Source organism: Streptomyces eurocidicus, assembly GCF_002891295.1.
In the GTDB taxonomy this organism is placed as follows: domain Bacteria; phylum Actinomycetota; class Actinomycetes; order Streptomycetales; family Streptomycetaceae; genus Streptomyces; species Streptomyces eurocidicus.
Genome location: NZ_LGUI01000002.1, coordinates 298,757 through 317,705, shown reverse-complemented (window position 1 = coordinate 317,705; position 18,949 = coordinate 298,757). Strand labels below are relative to the sequence as shown.

The 18,949-nt window shown below is 71.5% G+C and carries 16 protein-coding genes and 1 riboswitch; of the genes, 6 read left to right on the top strand and 10 right to left on the bottom strand.

The window, feature by feature from the left end; translation table 11 throughout:
• The first annotated feature begins 200 nt into the window (after positions 1–200).
• Positions 201–1,121, top strand: coding sequence for a trypsin-like serine peptidase (locus tag AF335_RS06370; protein WP_102917299.1), 921 nt, complete (start codon positions 201–203; stop codon positions 1,119–1,121).
• 40 nt (positions 1,122–1,161) lie between these two features.
• Here the strand turns inward: AF335_RS06370 and AF335_RS06365 are convergent, their stop codons facing one another.
• Together AF335_RS06365 and AF335_RS06360 are read right to left on the bottom strand one after the other, a co-directional pair.
• Positions 1,162–1,926, bottom strand: coding sequence for a hypothetical protein (locus tag AF335_RS06365; protein ID WP_102917298.1), 765 nt, complete (start codon positions 1,924–1,926; stop codon positions 1,162–1,164).
• Positions 1,926–3,188, bottom strand: coding sequence for a VWA domain-containing protein (locus tag AF335_RS06360; protein WP_102917297.1), 1,263 nt, complete (start codon positions 3,186–3,188; stop codon positions 1,926–1,928). Before AF335_RS06360 ends, AF335_RS06365 begins: the two co-directional genes overlap by 1 nt.
• Before the next feature lie 113 nt (positions 3,189–3,301).
• Here AF335_RS06360 and AF335_RS06355 point away from each other — a divergent pair, with 113 nt between their 5' ends.
• Positions 3,302–4,051 carry an SDR family NAD(P)-dependent oxidoreductase gene (locus tag AF335_RS06355; RefSeq protein WP_102917296.1) on the top strand — a complete coding sequence of 250 codons (750 nt, stop codon included), beginning with the start codon at positions 3,302–3,304 and terminating at the stop codon, positions 4,049–4,051.
• Between the two features lie 28 nt (positions 4,052–4,079).
• On the opposite strand, the gene cobN is transcribed toward AF335_RS06355, so the two are convergent.
• Entirely contained in the window at positions 4,080–7,700 is a 3,621-nt protein-coding gene (cobN, locus tag AF335_RS06350; RefSeq protein WP_102917295.1) for a cobaltochelatase subunit CobN, read from the bottom strand.
• 90 nt (positions 7,701–7,790) lie between these two features.
• Positions 7,791–7,955, bottom strand: a riboswitch (cobalamin riboswitch).
• A gap of 89 nt (positions 7,956–8,044) precedes the next feature.
• On the opposite strand from cobN, the gene AF335_RS06345 reads away from it, so the two are divergent.
• The 3 genes from AF335_RS06345 (at position 8,045) to AF335_RS06335 (ending at position 11,671) form a co-directional block, all read left to right on the top strand.
• Positions 8,045–9,460: a cobalamin biosynthesis protein CobG gene (locus tag AF335_RS06345; protein WP_228772972.1), complete on the top strand. Its 1,416-nt coding sequence runs from the start codon at positions 8,045–8,047 to the stop codon at positions 9,458–9,460.
• Between the two features lie 70 nt (positions 9,461–9,530).
• Positions 9,531–10,157 (top strand): precorrin-8X methylmutase, encoded by a 627-nt coding sequence (locus AF335_RS06340; RefSeq protein ID WP_102917293.1) that lies wholly within the window; start codon positions 9,531–9,533, stop codon positions 10,155–10,157.
• Positions 10,154–11,671, top strand: coding sequence for a precorrin-2 C(20)-methyltransferase (locus AF335_RS06335; RefSeq protein ID WP_102917292.1), 1,518 nt, complete (start codon positions 10,154–10,156; stop codon positions 11,669–11,671). Before AF335_RS06340 ends, AF335_RS06335 begins: the two co-directional genes overlap by 4 nt.
• Before the next feature lie 40 nt (positions 11,672–11,711).
• Here AF335_RS06335 and AF335_RS06330 read toward each other — a convergent pair whose 3' ends face one another.
• The 3 genes from AF335_RS06330 to AF335_RS06320 form a co-directional block, all read right to left on the bottom strand.
• The gene (locus AF335_RS06330) at positions 11,712–11,981 is read right to left on the bottom strand and encodes a hypothetical protein (protein WP_102917291.1); all 270 of its coding nucleotides are present in this window, start codon (positions 11,979–11,981) and stop codon (positions 11,712–11,714) included.
• On the bottom strand, positions 11,974–12,333 hold the full coding sequence (locus AF335_RS06325; RefSeq protein WP_102917290.1) for a hypothetical protein: 360 nt from the start codon (positions 12,331–12,333) through the stop codon (positions 11,974–11,976). Before AF335_RS06325 ends, AF335_RS06330 begins: the two co-directional genes overlap by 8 nt.
• Before the next feature lie 77 nt (positions 12,334–12,410).
• Entirely contained in the window at positions 12,411–13,163 is a 753-nt protein-coding gene (locus tag AF335_RS06320; protein WP_102917289.1) for a cobalt-precorrin-6A reductase, read from the bottom strand.
• A 218-nt stretch (positions 13,164–13,381) separates the two neighbouring features.
• Between AF335_RS06320 and AF335_RS06315 the strand changes: the two genes are divergently transcribed.
• Complete coding sequence (locus AF335_RS06315; protein WP_170127649.1) at positions 13,382–14,467, top strand: cobalt-precorrin-5B (C(1))-methyltransferase; 1,086 nt, start codon at positions 13,382–13,384, stop codon at positions 14,465–14,467.
• 128 nt (positions 14,468–14,595) lie between these two features.
• On the opposite strand, the gene AF335_RS06310 is transcribed toward AF335_RS06315, so the two are convergent.
• From AF335_RS06310 to AF335_RS06295, 4 genes are all read right to left on the bottom strand, one after another.
• Positions 14,596–15,174, bottom strand: a complete 579-nt coding sequence (locus AF335_RS06310; RefSeq protein WP_376697803.1) for a LysR substrate-binding domain-containing protein — start codon at positions 15,172–15,174, stop codon at positions 14,596–14,598.
• Positions 15,175–15,270: 96 nt separating this feature from the next.
• Positions 15,271–15,420 carry a hypothetical protein gene (locus AF335_RS34465; protein WP_170127610.1) on the bottom strand — a complete coding sequence of 50 codons (150 nt, stop codon included), beginning with the start codon at positions 15,418–15,420 and terminating at the stop codon, positions 15,271–15,273.
• 392 nt (positions 15,421–15,812) lie between these two features.
• On the bottom strand, positions 15,813–16,388 hold the full coding sequence (locus AF335_RS06300; protein WP_102917286.1) for an RICIN domain-containing protein: 576 nt from the start codon (positions 16,386–16,388) through the stop codon (positions 15,813–15,815).
• A gap of 3 nt (positions 16,389–16,391) precedes the next feature.
• On the bottom strand, positions 16,392–18,530 hold the full coding sequence (locus tag AF335_RS06295; RefSeq protein WP_170127609.1) for an FG-GAP-like repeat-containing protein: 2,139 nt from the start codon (positions 18,528–18,530) through the stop codon (positions 16,392–16,394).
• Positions 18,531–18,949 lie beyond the last annotated feature (419 nt).

The following is an 18,949-nucleotide window of genomic DNA, read 5'->3' as shown; positions in this document are numbered from 1 at the left end:
GCCGGGACATGTCCCCCAGGCCCCGGCGGGCCCTCCCGGCCCCTGCCGACCGCCCGTCGGGCGAGGTCCGCGCGGCACACGGCCCACCGGTCGAAAGATGAAATCCCTTACGTTTCTGGCGCGTCGGCGTCTCCCCGGCACCGTTCGCCCCGTAGGACGATGACACGCTCCCCGCCCACGTTCGGAGAGGAAATCGTCCCATGCGCAGACCCCTCGCCCTCCGCGGCCTGGTCACCGTGCTCGCCGGGCTGCTGGCCACGACCCTGACCGCCCCGGCGGTCGCTGCCCCGGCCGGGTCCCCGGCCGCCGTCTCGGCCGCCGCCTACTGGACCCCCGCGCGCATGGCCGCCGCGCGGCCGGCCGTGGACACGAAGCGGCTCCCGGACCGGCCCGCCCCCGGTGCGCCCGTGCCGCCCAGCCGGCCCTTCGACGGGCTGCCCCAGGTGGGCACGTTCTTCTGGACCGACGGCCAGAACACCGGCCGGTTCTGCGGCGGTACGGTCGTCCGGAGCCCGCACCACGACCTCGCGGTCAGCGCGGCCCACTGCCTGCGCTCACCGGATCCCAGGAAGCAGTTGTCGTTCGTGCCGCAGTACCACGACGGGCTCAAGCCGCACGGGGTCTTCCCGGTGACGGCCGTCCACATCGACCAGCGGTACTACGACCTGGGCACCGACGGCGGCGCGCGCTGGGACTTCACGGTGGTGCGGGTCGGCGAGCGGGCCGACGGCACGGACGTGGAGGACGCGGTCGGCGGCTTCGACCTCCGGATCCGGCCGGGGTACCGCCACGGCGACGTACGGCTGATCGGCTATCCGGGCAACAGCGACGCCACCTACCCGAAGCCGCTGACGTGCCGCTCCACCACGCACCGGTACACCAGCACCGACCCCAAGGCCCCGGGCGACTTCCTGGAGATCGCCTGCGCGGGCTATGTGGGCGGCACGTCGGGCGGGCCGTTCCTGGTGCGCGGGCGCGACGGTTACGCGGTGATCGGGGTGATCGGCGGCTACCACACCGGCGGCGACACCCCGGACATCTCCTACAGTTCGTACTTCACTGAGGCCCTGCGCACGCTCTACCGGCACGCGGTGGCCGGGGACCCGCCCGCGCGGCGGTGAGCGCCCGCGGCACGGGGCCCCGGGCGCTCACCGCCGGCCGTCACTGCTGCCGCGCCGCCCGGTGCGGGTGGCGGGTCAGCTTGTAGCCGCCGATGGCCGCGAGCGAGCCGAGCACGGCCCCGCCGACGGTCCACGCCCAGCGGGCCGACCACCAGCCGCCGTTCCAGCCGGACTCCGGCTCGGCGACGGCGGCGGCGTGCAGGGGCGCCACCTCGCCGCCCTCGGCGTGGGCGCCGCCCGCGTCCTCGGTATCCGCCTTGAGTTCCGCCTTCACAGGCAGTCCGAGGTCCTGGTCGGGCATGTCGGAGACGGTGAGGCGGACGTAGTAGGCGCCGGGCAGCGGGTCGTTGGCCCACCGGTCGGCCCAGGGGCGTACGGTCCGCAGCGTGCAGGTCACCTTGACGGTGGTGTCCTGCTGCGAGGCGCGCTTTGTCGGCTCGCCGGAGGCGCACGCCTGGCGGCGGCGCAGGCCGTCGAAGACGTCGAGCTGCCAGGTGGCGCCGCCGTGCCGGGTGGCCGACTCGGGAAGCTGGACGGTGGCGTCGACGGTCGCCCGCTGGGCGGCGCCGGCCGGGAACTGCCAGTACAGGTAGTCACCCGTGGAGGCGCCGGCGGTGGCCTTCTGCCCCTGCTTGACGGGGGTGGCGGTACGGAAGGTGGTGCCCGCCTCGGTGGGCGCCCCGTCCTCGCCGCCGGAGACGGCCGGGCTCGGGGAGGCCGCGGTGGCCGCGCCCGCCGTGGTGAACAGGGTGGCGGCGGCGAGCAGTACGGCCGCCGCCGGCCGTGCCATGGTCGTGATCCTCATCAGTTCGCCCTCCACACCGACACGCGCCAACGGGACACCCAGCCCCACACCAGCCCGGCGATCAGCCCGGTCAGCACGAGGACGGCCAGCAGCACCCAGCCCCGGCCCAGGCCGAAGGCCGCGATGTCGGAGGGGCTGTCGGGGGACTTCACGAGGTCGACGGCCAGCTCGACGGGCAGGCCCGGGTCGCGCTTGACCGAGGCGGGCGCCGAGAAGGAGTGCGAGACCTCCAGGCAGACCGTCCGGGCCTCCTCGTCCTTGTCGTCGTCGCCGCTCTTGCCGACGGGGTAGCGGAGACCGGACGACATCACGTCCGTCCGCCCGCTGCCGGCGTCGCTGCCGCGCACCAGCTCCCGGCCGCCCGGGCCGACGGCCCGGATCAGTACGCCGTAGTCCCGGTCGACGGCGCGGTCGGCGCCGACGCTCACCGAAGTGCGCAGCTCCTGGCCGGGCTTGACCTGAACCTTGTACCAGCGGTGCTCGGAGAACGTGGCCCGGTCGGTCCAGAGGCCGGCGCCGAGCTCGGGCGCCTTGGCGCACTCGGTCGCGCCGTTGACGGGCTTGGGGGTCTCGACGGGCACCTCGGCCCGGCGGACCAGCTGCTTGATACGGCCGGAGAGCTCGTCCTTGTGCTGCACGGAGGTGTACGTGCCGCCGGTGGCCTCGGCGATGCAGCTCAGCTGCTCACGGGTCTTGTCGTCGTGGGCGAGACCCAGCGTGTCGATGGTCAGGTGCGTGCCCTTGGCGGCGAGTTCGCGCGCCACGTCGCACGGGTCGGGCTGGCCGCAGGAGTCCTCGCCGTCGGTGATGAGCACGATGCGGCGGGTGCCGCCGTCGGTGCCCAGGTCCTGGTCGGCGCCGCGCAGGGCGTAGCCGATCGGCGTCCAGCCGGTGGGCTGGAGGGTCGCGACGGCCGTCTTGGCCTCGGTGCGGTCGACCGGGCCGACGCGGTAGAGCTGCTTGCTGTCCTTGCAGCCGAGCGTCCGGTCGTCACCGGCGTAGTCGGCGCCGAGGGTGCGGATGCCCAGCCGCACCCCGCTCGGGACCGCGTCGATCACCTCGCCGAACGCCTCCTTGGCGACCGACATGCGCGACCGGCCGTCCAGGTCGGTGGCCCGCATCGAGCCGCTGACGTCCAGCACCAGCTCGACCTTGGGCGAGTTCTTCGAGGGGCCGTCGGCGGCGCTCGCCGGGGCGATTCCTGCGGCCAGCGCGGCGAGCAGGGCGCACGCGCCCGCCGCGAGCCGTTTTGTGATGATCATCCGGAGATCCTAGTGATCACCGGGGGCGCGACCAAACGGCGCGTGGAAGTTTTGGACTGATCAGTACGATACAGTCGTGCCGAGACCGACCGGTACAAAACTTGGGAGACACGATGACGAAGCTGCTGACCGGCAAGGTGGCACTGGTGACGGGCGGTTCGCGCGGGATCGGCGCCGCGACGGCGCGGGCGCTCGCCGGGCAGGGCGCGGACGTGGCGATCTCCTACGTCGCCTCGCCCGGCAAGGCGCGGGAGGTCGTCGCGGATCTGACGGCCATGGGCGTACGGGCGTCGGCGCACCGGGCCGACCAGGGCGACGAGGGGCAGGTGGCCGCCCTCGTCGGGGCCGTGGCGGCCGAGTTCGGGCGGCTGGACGTGCTGGTGAACAACGCGGGGACGGCGTTCTCCGGCCGGGTCGACGACCCCGGCGTCGACCCGGAGGCCGTCGACCGGCTGTTCGCCGTCAACGTCCGCGGGGTACAGGCCGCGATCAGGGCCGCCGCCAGGGTGCTCGCCGACGACGGACGGATCGTCACCGTCGGCTCCAACCTCGCCGTCCGGCCGGGCTTCGCGGGCATGGCGGACTACGCGGCGTCCAAGGCCGCGCTGGTCGCCTACAGCAAGGGCGCGGCCCGTGACCTGGCACCGCGCGGCATCACCGTCAATGTCGTCCAGTCGGGTTCCGTGGCGACGGACATGAACCCGCCGGAGGGCCCGTTCGCCGACGCGCAGCGGGCGGGCAACGCCCTGGGGCGGTTCGGGCGGCCGGAGGAGATAGCCGCCGGCATCGCCTTCCTCGCAGGCCCCGGCGCGTCGTTCGTCACCGGGGCCGTCCTCGACATCGACGGCGGCTACCTGGCGTAGCCGCCGGTCCTGCCGGGGCCGCGCGGGCCTACTCCTCGCCCTCCAGCTCGCCCTCCGTCTCCAGGAACGCCTGGCGCAGGCCGTCGAGGGTCTCGGCGTCGGGCTTGGCCCACATGCCGCGGCTCTCGGCCTCCAGGAGGCGCTCGGCGATGCCGTGAAGGGCCCAGGGGTTGGCCTCCTGGAGGAAGGCGCGGTTCTCGGGGTCCAGGACATAGGTCTGGGCGAGCTTGTCGTACATCCAGTCGGGGACGACGCCGGTGGTGGCGTCGTAGCCGAACAGGTAGTCCACCGTGGCGGCGAGTTCGAAGGCGCCCTTGTAGCCGTGGCGGCGCATCGCCTCGATCCAGCGGGGGTTGACCACCCGGGCGCGGAAGACGCGGGAGGTCTCCTCGACCAGGGTGCGGGTGCGGACCGTCTCCGGGCGGGTGGAGTCGCCGATGTACGCCTCGGGGGCGGTGCCCTTGAGGGCGCGCACGGTCGCGACCATGCCGCCGTGGTACTGGAAGTAGTCGTCGGAGTCGGCGATGTCGTGCTCGCGGGTGTCCGTGTTCTTGGCCGCGACCGCGATGCGCTTGTACGCGGTCTCCATCTCCTCGCGGGCCGGGCGGCCTTCGAGACCGCGGCCGTAGGCGTAGCCGCCCCAGACGGTGTAGACCTCCGCCAGGTCGGCGTCGGTGCGCCAGTCGCGGCTGTCGATGAGCTGGAGCAGGCCCGCGCCGTACGTGCCGGGGCGGGAGCCGAAGATACGGGTGGTGGCGCGCCGCTCGTCGCCGTGGGCGGCGAGGTCGGCCTGGGCGTGGGCGCGGACGTAGTTGTCCTCCGGGCCCTCGTCCAGCGAGGCCGCCAGCCGCACCGCGTCGTCCAGGAGGCCGATCACGTGCGGGAAGGCGTCCCGGAAGAAGCCGCTGATGCGCAGCGTGACGTCGACGCGCGGCCGGCCCAGCTCCTCCAGGGTGACGGGTTCGAGTCCCGTCACCCGCCGGGACGCCTCGTCCCACACGGGGCGGATGCCCATCAGGTGCAGGGCCTCGGCGATGTCGTCGCCGGCGGTGCGCATGGCGCTCGTCCCCCACAGGGACAGGCCGACCGACTTCGGCCAGTCGCCGTGGTCGGTGCGGTAGCGCTCCAGGAGGGAGTCGGCGAGCGCCTGGCCGGTCTCCCAGGCGAGCCGGCTGGGCACGGCCTTGGGGTCGACGGAGTAGAAGTTGCGGCCCGTCGGGAGGACGTTGACCAGGCCGCGCAGCGGGGAGCCGGAGGGGCCTGCCGGGACGAAGCCTCCTGCGAGGGCCTTGACGGCGTGGTCGAGTTCGTCGGTGGTGCGGGCGAGGCGCGGGACGACCTCGCGGGCGGCGAAGTCGAGGACGGCGGCGACCTGGTCGCCGTGCCCGTCCGCCACGGAGGAGACGGCGGCCGGGTCCCAGCCGGCGTCCTCCATGGCCTGGACGAGGGCTCGGGCCTTCTCCTCGGCCGCGTCGGCGGTGGTGCGGGTGGCGGCCGACTCGTCCAGGCCCAGCGCCTCGCGCAGGCCCGGCAGGGCCGCGGTGCCGCCCCAGATCTGGCGGGCGCGGAGGATCGACAGGACGAGGTTGACGCGCTCGGGGCCGGTCGGGGCGCCGCCCAGGACGTGCAGGCCGTCGCGGATCTGGGCGTCCTTGACCTCGCACAGCCAGCCGTCGACGTGCAGCAGGAAGTCGTCGAAGCCGTCGTCGTCCGGGCGGTCCTCCAGACCGAGGTCGTGGTCGAGCTTGGCGGCCTGGATCAGCGTCCAGATCTGGGCGCGGATGGCGGGCAGCTTGGCCGGGTCCATCGCGGAGATGGCGGCGTACTCGTCGAGGAGCTGCTCCAGGCGCGTGATGTCGCCGTAGGACTCGGCGCGGGCCATCGGCGGCACCAGGTGGTCGACGAGGGTGGCGTGGGCGCGGCGCTTGGCCTGGGTGCCCTCGCCGGGGTCGTTGACGAGGAAGGGGTAGACCAGCGGCAGGTCGCCGAGGGCGGCGTCGGGGCCGCAGGCGGCGGACAGGCCGGCGTTCTTGCCGGGCAGCCACTCCAGGTTGCCGTGCTTGCCGAGGTGGACCATCGCGTCGGCGCCGAAGCCGCCTTCCTCGCGGGCGGCCGCGATCCAGCGGTACGCGGCGAGGTAGTGGTGCGAGGGCGGCAGGTCGGGGTCGTGGTAGATGGCGATGGGGTTCTCGCCGAAGCCGCGCGGCGGCTGGATGAGGATCAGCAGATTGCCGCGGCGCAGGGCGGCGAGGACGATGTCGCCCTCGGGGTTGCGGCTGCGGTCCAGGAACATCTCGCCCGGGGCCGGGCCCCAGTGCTCCTCGACGGACTCGCGGAGCTCGGCGGGCAGCTGTGCGTACCAGCGGCGGTAGTCGGCGGCCGGGATGCGGACGGGGTTGCGGGCGAGCTGCTCCTCGGTGAGCCATTCCTGGTCGTGGCCGCCGGCCTCGATCAGGGCGTAGATCAGCTCGTCGCCGTCGCCGGACGCGAGGCCGGGCACGGCCTCGTCGCCGAAGTCGTAGCCCTCCTCGCGCAGCCGGCGCAGCAGGGCCACGGCGCTGGCGGGGGTGTCGAGGCCGACGGCGTTGCCGATGCGGGAGTGCTTGGTGGGGTAGGCGGAGAGGACGAGCGCGATCCGCTTCTCGGCGGCCGGGATGTGGCGCAGCCGTGCGTGGCGTACGGCGATGCCGGCGACGCGGGCGGCGCGCTCGGGGTCGGCCACGTACATCGGCAGGCCGTCCTCGTCGACCTCCTTGAAGGAGAAGGGGACGGTGATGATGCGGCCGTCGAACTCCGGCACGGCGACCTGGGTGGCGGCGTCGAGCGGCGAGAGGCCCTCGTCGTTCTCCTGCCAGGCGCTGCGGGGGCCGGTCAGGCACAGGGCCTGGAGGATCGGCACGTCGAGGGCGGCGAGGGCGCCCGCGTCCCAGGACTCGTCGTCGCCGCCGGCGGAGGCCGTGGCGGGCTTGGTGCCGCCGGCGGCGAGGACGGTGGTGACGACGGCGTCGGCGGCGCCGAGCGCCTCGACGAGCTCGGGCTCGGGGGCGCGCAGCGAGGCGACGTACAGCGGCATCGGGCGGCCGCCGGCGTCCTCGACGGCGGTGCAGAGGGCGTCCACGAAGGCGGTGTTGCCGCTCATGTGGTGGGCGCGGTAGTAGAGGACGGCGACGCACGGGCCGTCGGCGTTCCCGGCGTCCTCCGTACGCGGCGTGCGCTCCAGGGGCCCCCAGGTGGGGGCGGCGGCGGGGGCCTCGAAGCCGTGGCCGGTGAGCAGCACGGTGTCGGAGAGGAACCGGGAGAGCTGTTCGAGGTTGGCGGGGCCGCCGTGGGCGAGGTAGGCGTGCGCCTCGGCGGCGATGCCGACGGGGACGGTGGACGCCTCCATCAGCTGGGCGTCGGGGGCCTGTTCGCCGGTGAGGACGACGACGGGGCGGTCCCCGGCGAGCAGCAGGTCGAGCCCCTCCTGCCAGGCGCGGAGGCCGCCGAGGAGGCGGACGACGACGAGGTCGGTGCCCTCCAGGAGGGCCGGGAGCTCGTCGAGGGCGAGCCGGGCCGGGTTGGCGAGCCGGTACGGGACCGGGCCTCCGAGTGCGGCGGCCGCGCGGGCACTGAGCAGGTCGGTGTCGGACGTCGACAGAAGAAGGATCACGCGGCGCTCCCCTGGGCTTCGAGGGTCGCCCGGGGCGTGCGGGACCGGAATGTGCGCATGCGGCGGCAAGCCTTCCTCGGGGTCCGCGCCCCGGGCGGTTGGAGGACGGCGGGAGTTCCTGACTCGCCCGGCATCGCTGCCGGGCTCACAGTGGCGGGACCGTGCCGGAGTCTCACCGGCTTCCTCCCCTGTCGCCGTCGCTGGCGTTGGGAAACAGTGCTCGCGAAAGCGGGCACCGTTCCACTGCTGAGCATAGTAAGCGCTGGCAGGGCGCGGTACGGGAGTGTGTGGGGTGTGCGGTACGGGGCCGTGCGCCGGGCGCGGGCGTCGGTATGCTCGCCGCCATGCCCTCCACCCCCGCACTCTCCTCGGACCGGGACGATTCCGGTGCCGGCGCGCCCGGCGCCGGGCCCGTCCGCGAGCGCGGCGACGCCTGCCCCGGCGCACTGCGCCTGCACGCCGCGGACGACGGCGCGCTGGCCCGGATCCGGCTGCCCGGCGGTCTGCTGACCGACCGTCAGGCAGCGGTGCTGGCCCGGTGCGCGGACGAGCTGGGCGACGGGCACCTCGACCTCACCTCGCGCGGCAATGTGCAGCTGCGCGGCCTGCCCGCCGGCTGCGGTGGCGCCCTCGCGGAGGAGCTGCGGTCGCACGGCCTGCTGCCCTCGGACCGGCACGACCGGATCCGCAATGTGGTGGCGTCCCCGCTGTGCGGGCTGGACGGCTGGCGTCCGGATTCCGGATCCGGCCTGCGCGAGGGCCTTCCCGTGGCCCATGTCCCCGCCCCTGACGTCCAGGCGTGGGTGCGTGAGCTGGACGGACTGCTCTGTGCCGAGGACGGCCCCGCCGATCTGACCGGCCTGTCCGGCAGGTTCCTCTTCGGACTGGACGACGGACGCGGTGACATCGTGGCCCTCCGGCCGGATGTGACATTGATCGCAAGCGGCGGCGGGCGGGCCGGCCTGTACTTCGGCACGTCCGGCCCCGGTCTGGAGGTGGGCGCCGGGGACGCGCCGCGCGCGGCCGTGCTGGCCGCGGCCGAGTTCCTGGCGGCGGACGAGTCCGGCGGCGGCACGGCCTGGCGGGTGCGGGAACTGCCGCCCGGCCGGCGGCCGACCGCCGACCGGCTGGCGGTCCGGCTCGCCGGGGCGGGCATCGCCCACGCCCCGCTCCCCCGCACCGGGCTCCCCGCCGGGGACCCCACCGGCCCCGGCCCGGTGACGGGCCCGGACGGACGCCACGCCCTGTCGGTGACGGCGCCACTGGGACGGCTGACCAGTGCTCAGTGGCGGCTCGTCACCCGCGTGGCCGCGGAGCGGGGGGCCCGGGAGGTCCGGGTGACGCCCTGGCGCGGCCTCGTCGTCCCCGGTGTCCCGTCGGCCGAGGGACCGGCGCTGCTCGCCGAACTCGCGGACGCCGGGTTCGTCACCTCCACCGCCTCCGCCTGGCACGGCGCGGGCGCCTGCGCGGGCCGTCCCGGCTGCGCCAAGTCGCGCGCGGACGTACGGGCCGACGCGGCCGACGCCCTCGGCCTGCGGCGGTCCGCCGGGCTCCCCGTGTACTGGTCCGGGTGCGAGCGGCGCTGCGGCCACCCGGGCGGCAGGTGGATCGACGTCCTGGCGACCGGCGACGGGTACGAGGTCACGGAGCGGGACGGCACCCGGAGCGGGCCCGCGCGGCGGGTGCCCGCGGCGGGGCTGGCGGACGCGGTGGCGGCGGCGCGGTCCGGGGTCCGGGCGCACACGACGATTCAGCAGTAGATCCGGCGACTTCGTTCCGCACCACAGCGGGCGGAACGGCGCACAGAGCGAAACCAGCGAGCGAGGCAGAGTGTTCGAGTACGACAAGGACGGCGCGTCCATCTACCGCCAGTCCTTCGCCACCATCCGGGCGGAGGCGGACCTCGGCGGACTGCCGCCGGACGTCAGCCGGGTCGTGGTCCGCATGATCCACGCCTGTGGGATGACCGACCTCGTGCGGGACGTCTCGTACAGCCCGCAGGTCGTGGCGCGGGCCGGCGAGGCGCTGCGCGCGGGCGCGCCGATCCTGTGCGACGCGAACATGGTGGCCAGTGGCGTCACCCGCAAGCGGCTGCCCGCCGGCAACGAGGTGCTGTGCACCCTCACCGACCCGGCGGTCCCCGAACTCGCGCGGCGCATGGGCACGACGCGCAGCGCGGCCGCGCTGGAGCTGTGGCGCGACAAGCTGGACGGCGCCGTGGTGGCGGTGGGCAACGCGCCGACCGCGCTGTTCCGCCTGCTGGAGATGGTGGCCGACGGAGCGCCCCGCCCGGCCGCCGTGATCGGCATACCGGTCGGCTTCATCGGCGCCGCCGAGTCCAAGGACGCCCTGGCGGACAGCCCGCTGGGGCTGGAGTACCTGGTGGTGCGCGGCCGGCGTGGCGGCAGCGCCATGGCCGCGGCCGCGATCAACGCGATGGCGAGCGAGGAAGAATGAGCGAGCAGCCTTTGACGACGGGCCGGCTGTACGGGGTGGGGCTCGGCCCCGGCGACCCGTCGCTGATGACCGTACGCGCCGTCGAGGTCATCGCCTCGGCCGACGTCGTCGCCTACCACAGCGCCCGGCACGGCCGCAGCATCGCGCGCTCCATCGCCGAACGCCATCTGCGCCCGGACCACGTCGAGGAGCAGCTGGTCTACCCCGTCACCACGGAGACCACGGACCACCCCGGCGGCTACCGGGCCGCCATGGAGGAGTTCTACGAGGAGGCGGCGGCGCGGCTGGCCGCGCACCTCGACGCGGGCCGTACGGTGGCGGTGCTCGCCGAGGGCGACCCGCTCTTCTACAGCTCGTACATGCACATGCACAAGCGGCTGGCCCACCGCTACCCGACCGAGGTGGTCCCCGGCGTCACGTCGTTCAGCGCGGCGGCGGCCCGGCTGGGCGAGCCGCTGGTGGAGGGCGAGGAGGTGCTGACGATCCTCCCGGGCACGCTGCCCGAGGAGGAGCTCGCGGCCCGTATCGCCTCGACCGACTCGGCCGTGGTGATGAAGCTCGGCCGGACGTTCCCCGCGGTGCGGGGCGCGCTGGAGCGCGCGGGCCGGCTGGACGAGGCGCGGTACGTCGAGCGCGCCACGATGGCCGGGGAGCGTACGGGCCGGCTGGCCGACGTGGACCCGGAGTCGGTGCCGTACTTCTCGGTGGCGGTGCTGCCGAGCCGCGTGGGAGCGGCCCCCACGGCACCCGCCGCGGGCCGGGGCCGGGTCGTGGTGGTCGGGCTCGGCCCGGCCGGGCCGCTGTGGCTGACGCCGGAGGCACGGGGCGAGCTGGCGGCGGCCGAGGACGTCGTCGGCTACAGCACGTATGTGGACCGGGTGCCGGCGCGCCCCGGGCAGCGGCGCCACGCGTCCGACAACAAGGTGGAGTCCGAGCGCGCCGAGTTCGCGCTCGACCTCGCCCGCGAGGGGCGCCGGGTCGCCGTCGTCTCGTCGGGCGACCCGGGCGTCTTCGCGATGGCGACGGCGGTCCTGGAGGTCGCCTCGGAGGACCCGTACCGCGAGATCCCGGTCCGGGTGGTCCCCGGCATGACGGCCGCTCACGCCGCCGCCTCCCGGGCGGGCGCCCCGCTGGGCCACGACTACGCGGTGGTGTCCCTGTCCGACCGGCTCAAGCCCTGGGAGGTCATCGCGGAGCGGCTGCGCGCGGCGGCGGCCGCGGACCTGGTCCTGGCCCTGTACAACCCCGGCTCCCGCAGCCGCGTCTGGCAGGTCGGCAAGGCCCGCGACCTCCTCCTCGAACACCGCGCCCCGGAGACCCCCGTGGTCCTCGGCCGCGACGTGGGCGGCCCGGAGGAGAGCGTCCGCGTCGTCCGCCTGGGCGACCTCGACCCGGCGGACGTCGACATGCGCACGATCCTGCTCGTGGGCTCGACCCAGACCCGCGCGGTCCGGCGGGGCACCGGGGACGGCGAGGAGATCGTGTGGACGCCGCGGAGGTATCCGGAGGTGTGACCACCCGGTCCGGCGGCCCGACTCGGGCCGCCGGAGCGGATCACGGACCGAGGAATGTGACTTGGCGGACGTAGACCCGTTGGTGGCGTGGGACGACCTGGTACACGAACATGCCTGACGCGTCGACGGTCTCCTCCTGCATACGGGGCGAGGTACCCATGTACTTCGCCCCGTCGAGGTAGAGCGCCGCGGCGGCACGGACCAGTTCGTCGGCACGTTGTTCGACCTTCGCGATGAAAGCCAGATTGTCGATGCCGCCGATGACGAACGCCGAGTCGGGGTCGTACTCCCACGCCCAGGTGTCAGTCACCGGTCACCGCGGCGCGGGCCTCGTCGTGTACGGCCATGCACTCGTCCATGGCCTCGCGCCATTTCGGGTCGTCACGGTCGAGAGTGTTCGCGCCGTCCAGGGCCGCGCGGTAGCGGGCGGCCAGGCCGGGGCGGCGTTCGATCTCGATCTCGGTCGCCCACTTGAGCTGGAACATCCGGATCGGCCGGAACGAGGCGTGCTGGGTGGCCGCGGTGAACGCCGAGTCACGGTCCGCCTGGAACTCCGCGAGGCGGGAGGAGGCGACGCGGGCGAGCGCGGCCCGGAGCGCGGGGAACGTCATCTCCGGCCGGGGAATGAGCTCGGCGGGTTCTTCGGCGTGCCGTGCGGTCATCGGTCCTCCGTACATCCGGCGCACTGCGAACCGTACCGGCTCGCACACGGGCGACGGAGCGGAACCGGCCGGGCGCCTCAGCCGGGAAGCGCCCGTGCCCACTCCGCCGCCGCCGCGGGGTCGGCCGCCTCGGGCACCCCGTCCGGCACCGGGGGCCTTTGGACGACCACCACCGGTACGCCCGCCTCGCGCGCCGCGACGAGCTTCGCCGACGTCGCCGCCGCCCCGCTGTCCTTCGTCACCAGGACGTCGATCCGGTGGCGGCGCAGGAGTTCCGCCTCGCCCTCCACGGTGAAGGGGCCCCGGTCCAGGAGGATCTCCGTGCGGGGCGGCATGGGGGGTTCCGGGGCGTCCACGGAGCGGACGAGGAACCACTGGTCGGTCAGGTGCGCGAAGGTGGCGAGGCCCATGCGGCCGGTGGTCAGGAAGACGCGTCCGCCGAGGGCCGGCAGGGCGTCCGCCGCCGCCGTCAGGGTGCTGACCTGGTGCCATCGGTCGCCGGGGCCGGGTACCCACCCGGCACGGCGGAGGGCGAGCAGGGGAACATGGACGGACGCGGCGGCCTGCGCCGCGTGGAAACTGATCGTGCCGGCGAAAGGATGGGTGGCGTCGATGAGCGCGTCCACCTGCTGCTCGCGCAGCCAGCGGGCCATGCCCTCGGGCCCGCCGAACCCCCCGATCCGCACCTGCCCGGCGGGCAGCCGGGGCCGGGCGACGCGTCCGGCGAGCGAGGTCGTCACCCGTAGCGCGGGGTCCTCGGCGAGCTCGGCGGCGAGCTGCCGCGCCTCGGTCGTGCCGCCGAGGATCAGGATGTGGCGCTGGGCGCTCACGCGGTGCCTTTCGCTGGTGGAGGATGCGCGTCCGGCCGACCGGACGCGGGTGGCGCCCGGTGCGGCGCCAGGGAACGGTACCGGCCGGGCCGGTGCGGCACGAGCCGGGGCCCGCCCCGCCCACGGACACCACGTACCGACGAGCGGAGCCCCCCGTGGCTGACCCCCGGGCCGGTCAGGCCGCCGGCGGGCGGGCGGCACAGCTCGCGCACACCGGTATGCGGCACGGCTGGACGACCGGATCCTGTGCGACGGCCGCGACCACGGCCGCGTACACGGCACTGCTGACCGGGGAGTTCCCCGACCCGGTGACGATCACTCTGCCCAGGGGCCAGACACCGGCGTTCGCGCTCGCCGCGGAGCGGGTGCACGGGGACGGCCGGGTGATGGCGGCGATCGTGAAGGACGCCGGCGACGACCCGGACGTCACGCACGGGGCGCTGATCCGCTCGACGGTCCGGGCCCTGCCGGCCGGCTCGGGCGTGGTGTTCCGGGCGGGGCCGGGCGTGGGGACGGTCACCCGGCCGGGGCTGCCGCTGCCGGTCGGGGAGCCCGCGATCAACCCGGTGCCCCGGCAGATGATGCGCGACCACGTGGCGGAGACCGCGGCCCGGCTCGGCGGCACGGCCGACGTCGAGATCGAGGTGTCCGTGGACCACGGCGAGGAGATCGCCCGGTCCACCTGGAACCCCCGGCTCGGGATCCTCGGCGGCATCTCGATCCTGGGCACGACGGGCATCGTCGTGCCGTACTCGTGCTCGGCGTGGATCGACAGCATCCGGCGCGGTGTGGACGTGGCCCGCGCGGCGGGCCGTACGCATGTGGCGGGCTGTACGGGTTCGACGTCGGAGAAGGTGGCCGTGGCGGTGCACGGGCTGCCGGAGGACGCGCTGCTGGACATGGGCGACTTCGCGGGGGCGGTGCTGAAGTACGTGCGCCGGCACCCCGTGGACCGGCTGACGGTGGCGGGCGGCTTCGCGAAGCTTTCCAAGCTGGCGGCGGGCCATCTCGACCTGCACTCGGCGCGTTCGCAGGTGGACAAGGGGTTCCTGGCGGAACTGGCCCGGCGCGGCGGGGCCGGCGAGGAGCTGGTGGCGGCCGTCGCCGGGGCCAACACCGGTCTGGACGCGCTCCAGCGGTGCGCGGCCGCGGGCGTGCCGCTGGGCGACCTGGTGGCGGCGACGGCCCGCGACGAGGCGCTGGCCGTGCTGCGGGGCGCGCCCGTCACGGTCGACGTCATCTGCATCGACCGCGCGGGCACGATCGTGGGCCGCGCGGAGCCCAGGGGCCCGCGCGACTTGTGAGGAGCGCGGGCCCGGTCGAGCGGCTTCCGCCACGGGAAGCGACAGCAGAGGTCCACTGTTCCGGGAGCGGTCACGAGGGTTGCGGCGTTCGAATCGTTCACGAGCCGCGGCAGTGCCGTCGCCGGTGCTCAGTGCCGGTACGCGGCTGTCGCGGTCTCCATGAACGAGCGGATCAACGGGTTGGTGTCCGCTTCGTTGCACACCGCCACCACCCGGCTCGGCGCCATGTCGGTCAGCGGTACCACGGCCAACTCCGCGGGCAGGTCGTGTCCGAGCGGGGCCAGGCCGACCGTGCCGTTCCACAGCACGGCCTGCAGCAATTCCTGGACGGCGCGCACCACCGGTCCCTCGCGCGGGCCGCCGCCGTTCCAGTACGACTGCCAGAGGGGGTCGGTTCCCCGCGGGAACTGGAACCAGCGGCGGTCGCGCAGCTCGGCCAGCCGCAGCCCGTCGCGGCGGGCCAGCGGATCGTCGGCGCGCAGGACCACGCCGACCGGATCGGCCCGCAGCGCACGCACCGTCAGGGCGGTCTCGTCGAACGGCGCCCGGGTGAGCGCGACGTCGCTGCGACGACGGCGGGCACGAGCCCTCTTACGACGACTAGCCTGGCAATCGACGCGGCCTCGCCGAGCGCGCCAGCACGGAGCCCGGGCGGCGCGGGCGGCCGGGCGTGGCTGGTGTCCGTCACTGGAGGCCCTGTGAACCAGTTGAGCCCCCGCACCAGGCGAATTGGTGCGGGGGCTCGGTTGCGTGCGGGCTGAGACTACGTGGCGCGCGACGGAGCGCCGGCAGCTTGTCTACACCTATGCGGTGGACGCCTGGGCCTGAGGCCAGAGCTGGATCAACCAGTGCTCTTCGGGCTCGCCGGGGTCGGCGTCCTCCTCGTAGTCGTCCTCGATGAACTCGTCCGGTTCGTCTGACGGTTCCTCGTAGGCAGGGTTGAGGCTCCGCAAAATCCGCAGACTATACCGCCCCGCAGAAACGTCCATCTCCGCCGTTGTTGAGCCCAGAAGGCTCGATACCGCGAGGGGCGGGTATTGGACTTCCATACCATCAAGTGTGCGTTGGTAGTTCCAGGCCCCCGGAGGTATTGACGGCGGCGATGTCGGGAGGCATTCCAGTCGAATCAGCGGATAGTTGCTCGCGTCGTGGCTCGTTATGGCCAGGGTTGACCCTTGCAGACTTACTACGCCGTCGCCTTCAGGTTCTTGATCAAACGTCACCACCCCGAGCTGAATCGTGCTGTAGTGGAGACACAGGCGGGTTTCAACGATGCGAATTGGAGAAGTTGGCATTTAAACTCCCAGGAATGACGGGATCGTGACTTTCGCGCTGCACCCGCAACTCACCCTATTGCAATAACGTCACTCCAGCCTGACCGTGCAACTTCCCTGATCGCATTAATCTGAATTTCAGGATTTCCGCTTTCGTTTAGCTTTGGGTCATCTCGGAAGACTGCGAGTGAGCCATCATATCGTGTAGCCCAAACGTCTAGTCGGCCGTCGTGATCACTGTCGTGACCTGCGGCTATCAGCGGACTGTTTTCGGCATTGAAGACCCTTGTGGCATTCGACTGGTGGGGGGTCAGGACGAGCCGCCCAGGGTCGGGAGACTCTTCTTTGAACCACCACTTAGCACCGCGTTGGCCAACATTGTCCCACTGCTGCACCCGAGCGCCATTGCTCTTACTTGAGTTGTCGACTTCAATCACTTTGCCGCTGTTGCGGTTTCGGAGGGTGAAGGGTTCGGCCAGGTTGCTATTCCAAATTACCTCCCACTTCTGCGTTTGACTATTCACGCAGTCCCACTGCTGAATGGGGGCACCATTATCTTTGCGCGAGTCGGCCACTTCAAGGCATTTTCCGCTATTGGCATTTATGACGCGGACACTATTGAAGCTGCTGCCATCATCTGGCTTTATTTGCTATTTCGCTCCGGCCTGCTCCTTGCAGTCCCATTGTTGAGCGAGTGCGCCGTTGCGCGTGCTGGATCCGTCAATCTCCAGGCATTTTTCGCTGTTGCCGTTAACCATCCTGATGGCTGTTTCCTCTGCAAGCGCCGGCGGGGTTTTGAGTTCGCGATTCAGCGGCCCCTTGTAGAGGAACATCATTCCGCTCTGCCGGTTCCTCGATACGAGGTCCGTTTTCCCTTCGTCGGTCCGGTCCCCAACAGCGATGATGTCGTAGTTATTCCAACCGCGACTGCCGATTTTGATCGGCGCCAAGAGTGACGGCTTGTCTGACGGATCCCCTGGGTATAGCCAGAGCTCATCCTTAGACAAGGCGATGACGTCTGGATAGCCATCCCCCGTGGCGTCGCTGAGGGTGACGATGCTCCTGACGGCCGTGTCCCATCCAGTTCCGTATCCCCTGAAAGGGATGGAGGATCCGATAGTTCCATCGCCCTTACCGGGATAGAGTAGGAGTTCGCTGCCTACGCGAGCGACAACATCTTCTTCTTCGTCGCCATTGAAGTCCTGGCCGTGCGTGAAGACCGCCTTAGCCCAGCCTTCAGAGCCGATCTCCTTACTCTCTCCAAGATTTCCATCGCCCTTGCCGGGATAGAAGCGGAGCTTCCCTGTACCGCTTCCGTGCACGGCAAGCAGGTCTGGCTTACCGTCGTCGTCCATATCGCCGGTCACAAGCCCCTGAGGCATCTTGGGGGGCAGTGGAGGTGCTGGCACTACCAGTTGCCCTCCATCCTGCTTCACGACTTTGACGTAGAACCTGTCCTCGTCAATGATCCGCTGTTCTACATACCAGTCGTTGAGGTCGCGACCTCCCTGTTGATTATCATCGCTCGGGATTGCTTTCACCGAAAAATGAGCCATGGCCGATCGATCTGGATTACCCATCCAAGAGCCTTCGTATGTGGAGGCGAATGGGTACTCATCGCAATCGAATGGACCATTCGGCATCGTGTGGTATTTCTTGGCTATCCATTTGCGGCATTGCGCAGTACTCTTGTCTCTGTTGTAATCATTCTCCTTCCCGCCACGCATTCGCGTCAGAGGCTTACCGGACTCGATAGCCCCAGGAATACTCTTGTTATTGACGGGTGGTATCGTCAAGTCGGGATAAAGCTGCGCCTCCCGAATATGTTTGGCCGAGTGTTCAGTCTCTTTTCTGGACAAAAAGTTGAACACCGAGATCGTTTGATCGAATACGCATCCGTGCGAAAGATATCCAGTGAGGTACTTGTTGGAATCACATCGCGCGCCTCCCGCGCGGGACGTCCAGTCCCCTTCGGCCGGAGAGCCCACTCCAGGGTTGCCGATCAGCCTGAAGTCAACGTGCCCCAACTTATCTGCATCCGTGGCAGATCCGATTGGAACGTCGAAGTCAAACCATGTATACGGGTCCACCAGCCAGCGGCTGATCAAATCTGACCGACCGCTACGGGCGCCTTGCTTACAATAGTTTCCACCCTGGCCTGTCATCACCCAGCAACGCATCGACAGGGTGAGTATCTGCGTCTTGAGCCTCTCGCTTTCCCCTGTGAATACTGGCTGATCGAGCTTGATCGTGAAGGATAGCTTCCGGTCCGACTCAAGCAACCCTTGATGTCCCTCTCCCGCCATTATGCCTCGAAAATTGACGGTTCCGATTACTTTACATTTTCCGGTATTCCCATTGCATTCCTTCTGTTCGAGCAGGTAGCGCTGGACATCGCAGAACGACCAGTGGTCAAAGGTCTCATGCATGGTGAGTTGCCCGGGTTTAAGGCGATTTTCGCACCATGCTGGATCGCGCCTGCCTGGATTGGGTGGCCCGGCGGCCGCCGCAAGTCTCTTCGGACTCGAGTCTTGCGGCTTCTTCAGTGCATCCCGACGTCTCTGCTCGACTTCTTGAGGCGTTTCCTCTGGGGGTCTACCCGCCTTGCCTCGCGGCGATCGGGCAAGTTCCTTAGGATCGACCGGCTTGGCGTCCGGCCCTGCGCCATCGACTGTGGAGAAGACCGTCTTGTAGGTCTTGGGCGCCTCTGCGGCTTGGGCTGGCGATGGCATCAACAGCACGCAGAGTGCTGCGGCGGCCCCGGCGAGCAGCCTGGGTCTCTTGCGCAAGTGCTTGTCCTCCTGTTGTAGGCACATGGTCTGAACCTCGGAGGTTAGTCATACATGTCCGACATGCACATGCCCAAGATCACATAGGCTCTTCGCGCCGCAAGAGAGCAGGTTTGACTTGTTGTCAGTGCAGGAGGCCGGGCCTGCCACGCTCATTGCCCTCCCGGATCCCGCGAGCGTGTGCTGTCGAGGTTCTCCCACTCGGACGGCGAGGAGCACTCGCTCGGCACAGGTTCGGAGAGGATGGCCCTTCGGCAACGGGGGCGTGTGCGACGACGGCGGTGACCCGCTGCTCGGTTATGACGGCCTTGCTGAGCTGAGACGGGGACACCGAGGACGCCAGCTCACCGGGCGTGGCCGCGGAGCACCCGGCGCGGCTGGCCGCGAGAAGGACGGGTAAGGCGGTGGTCGCAAGGCGT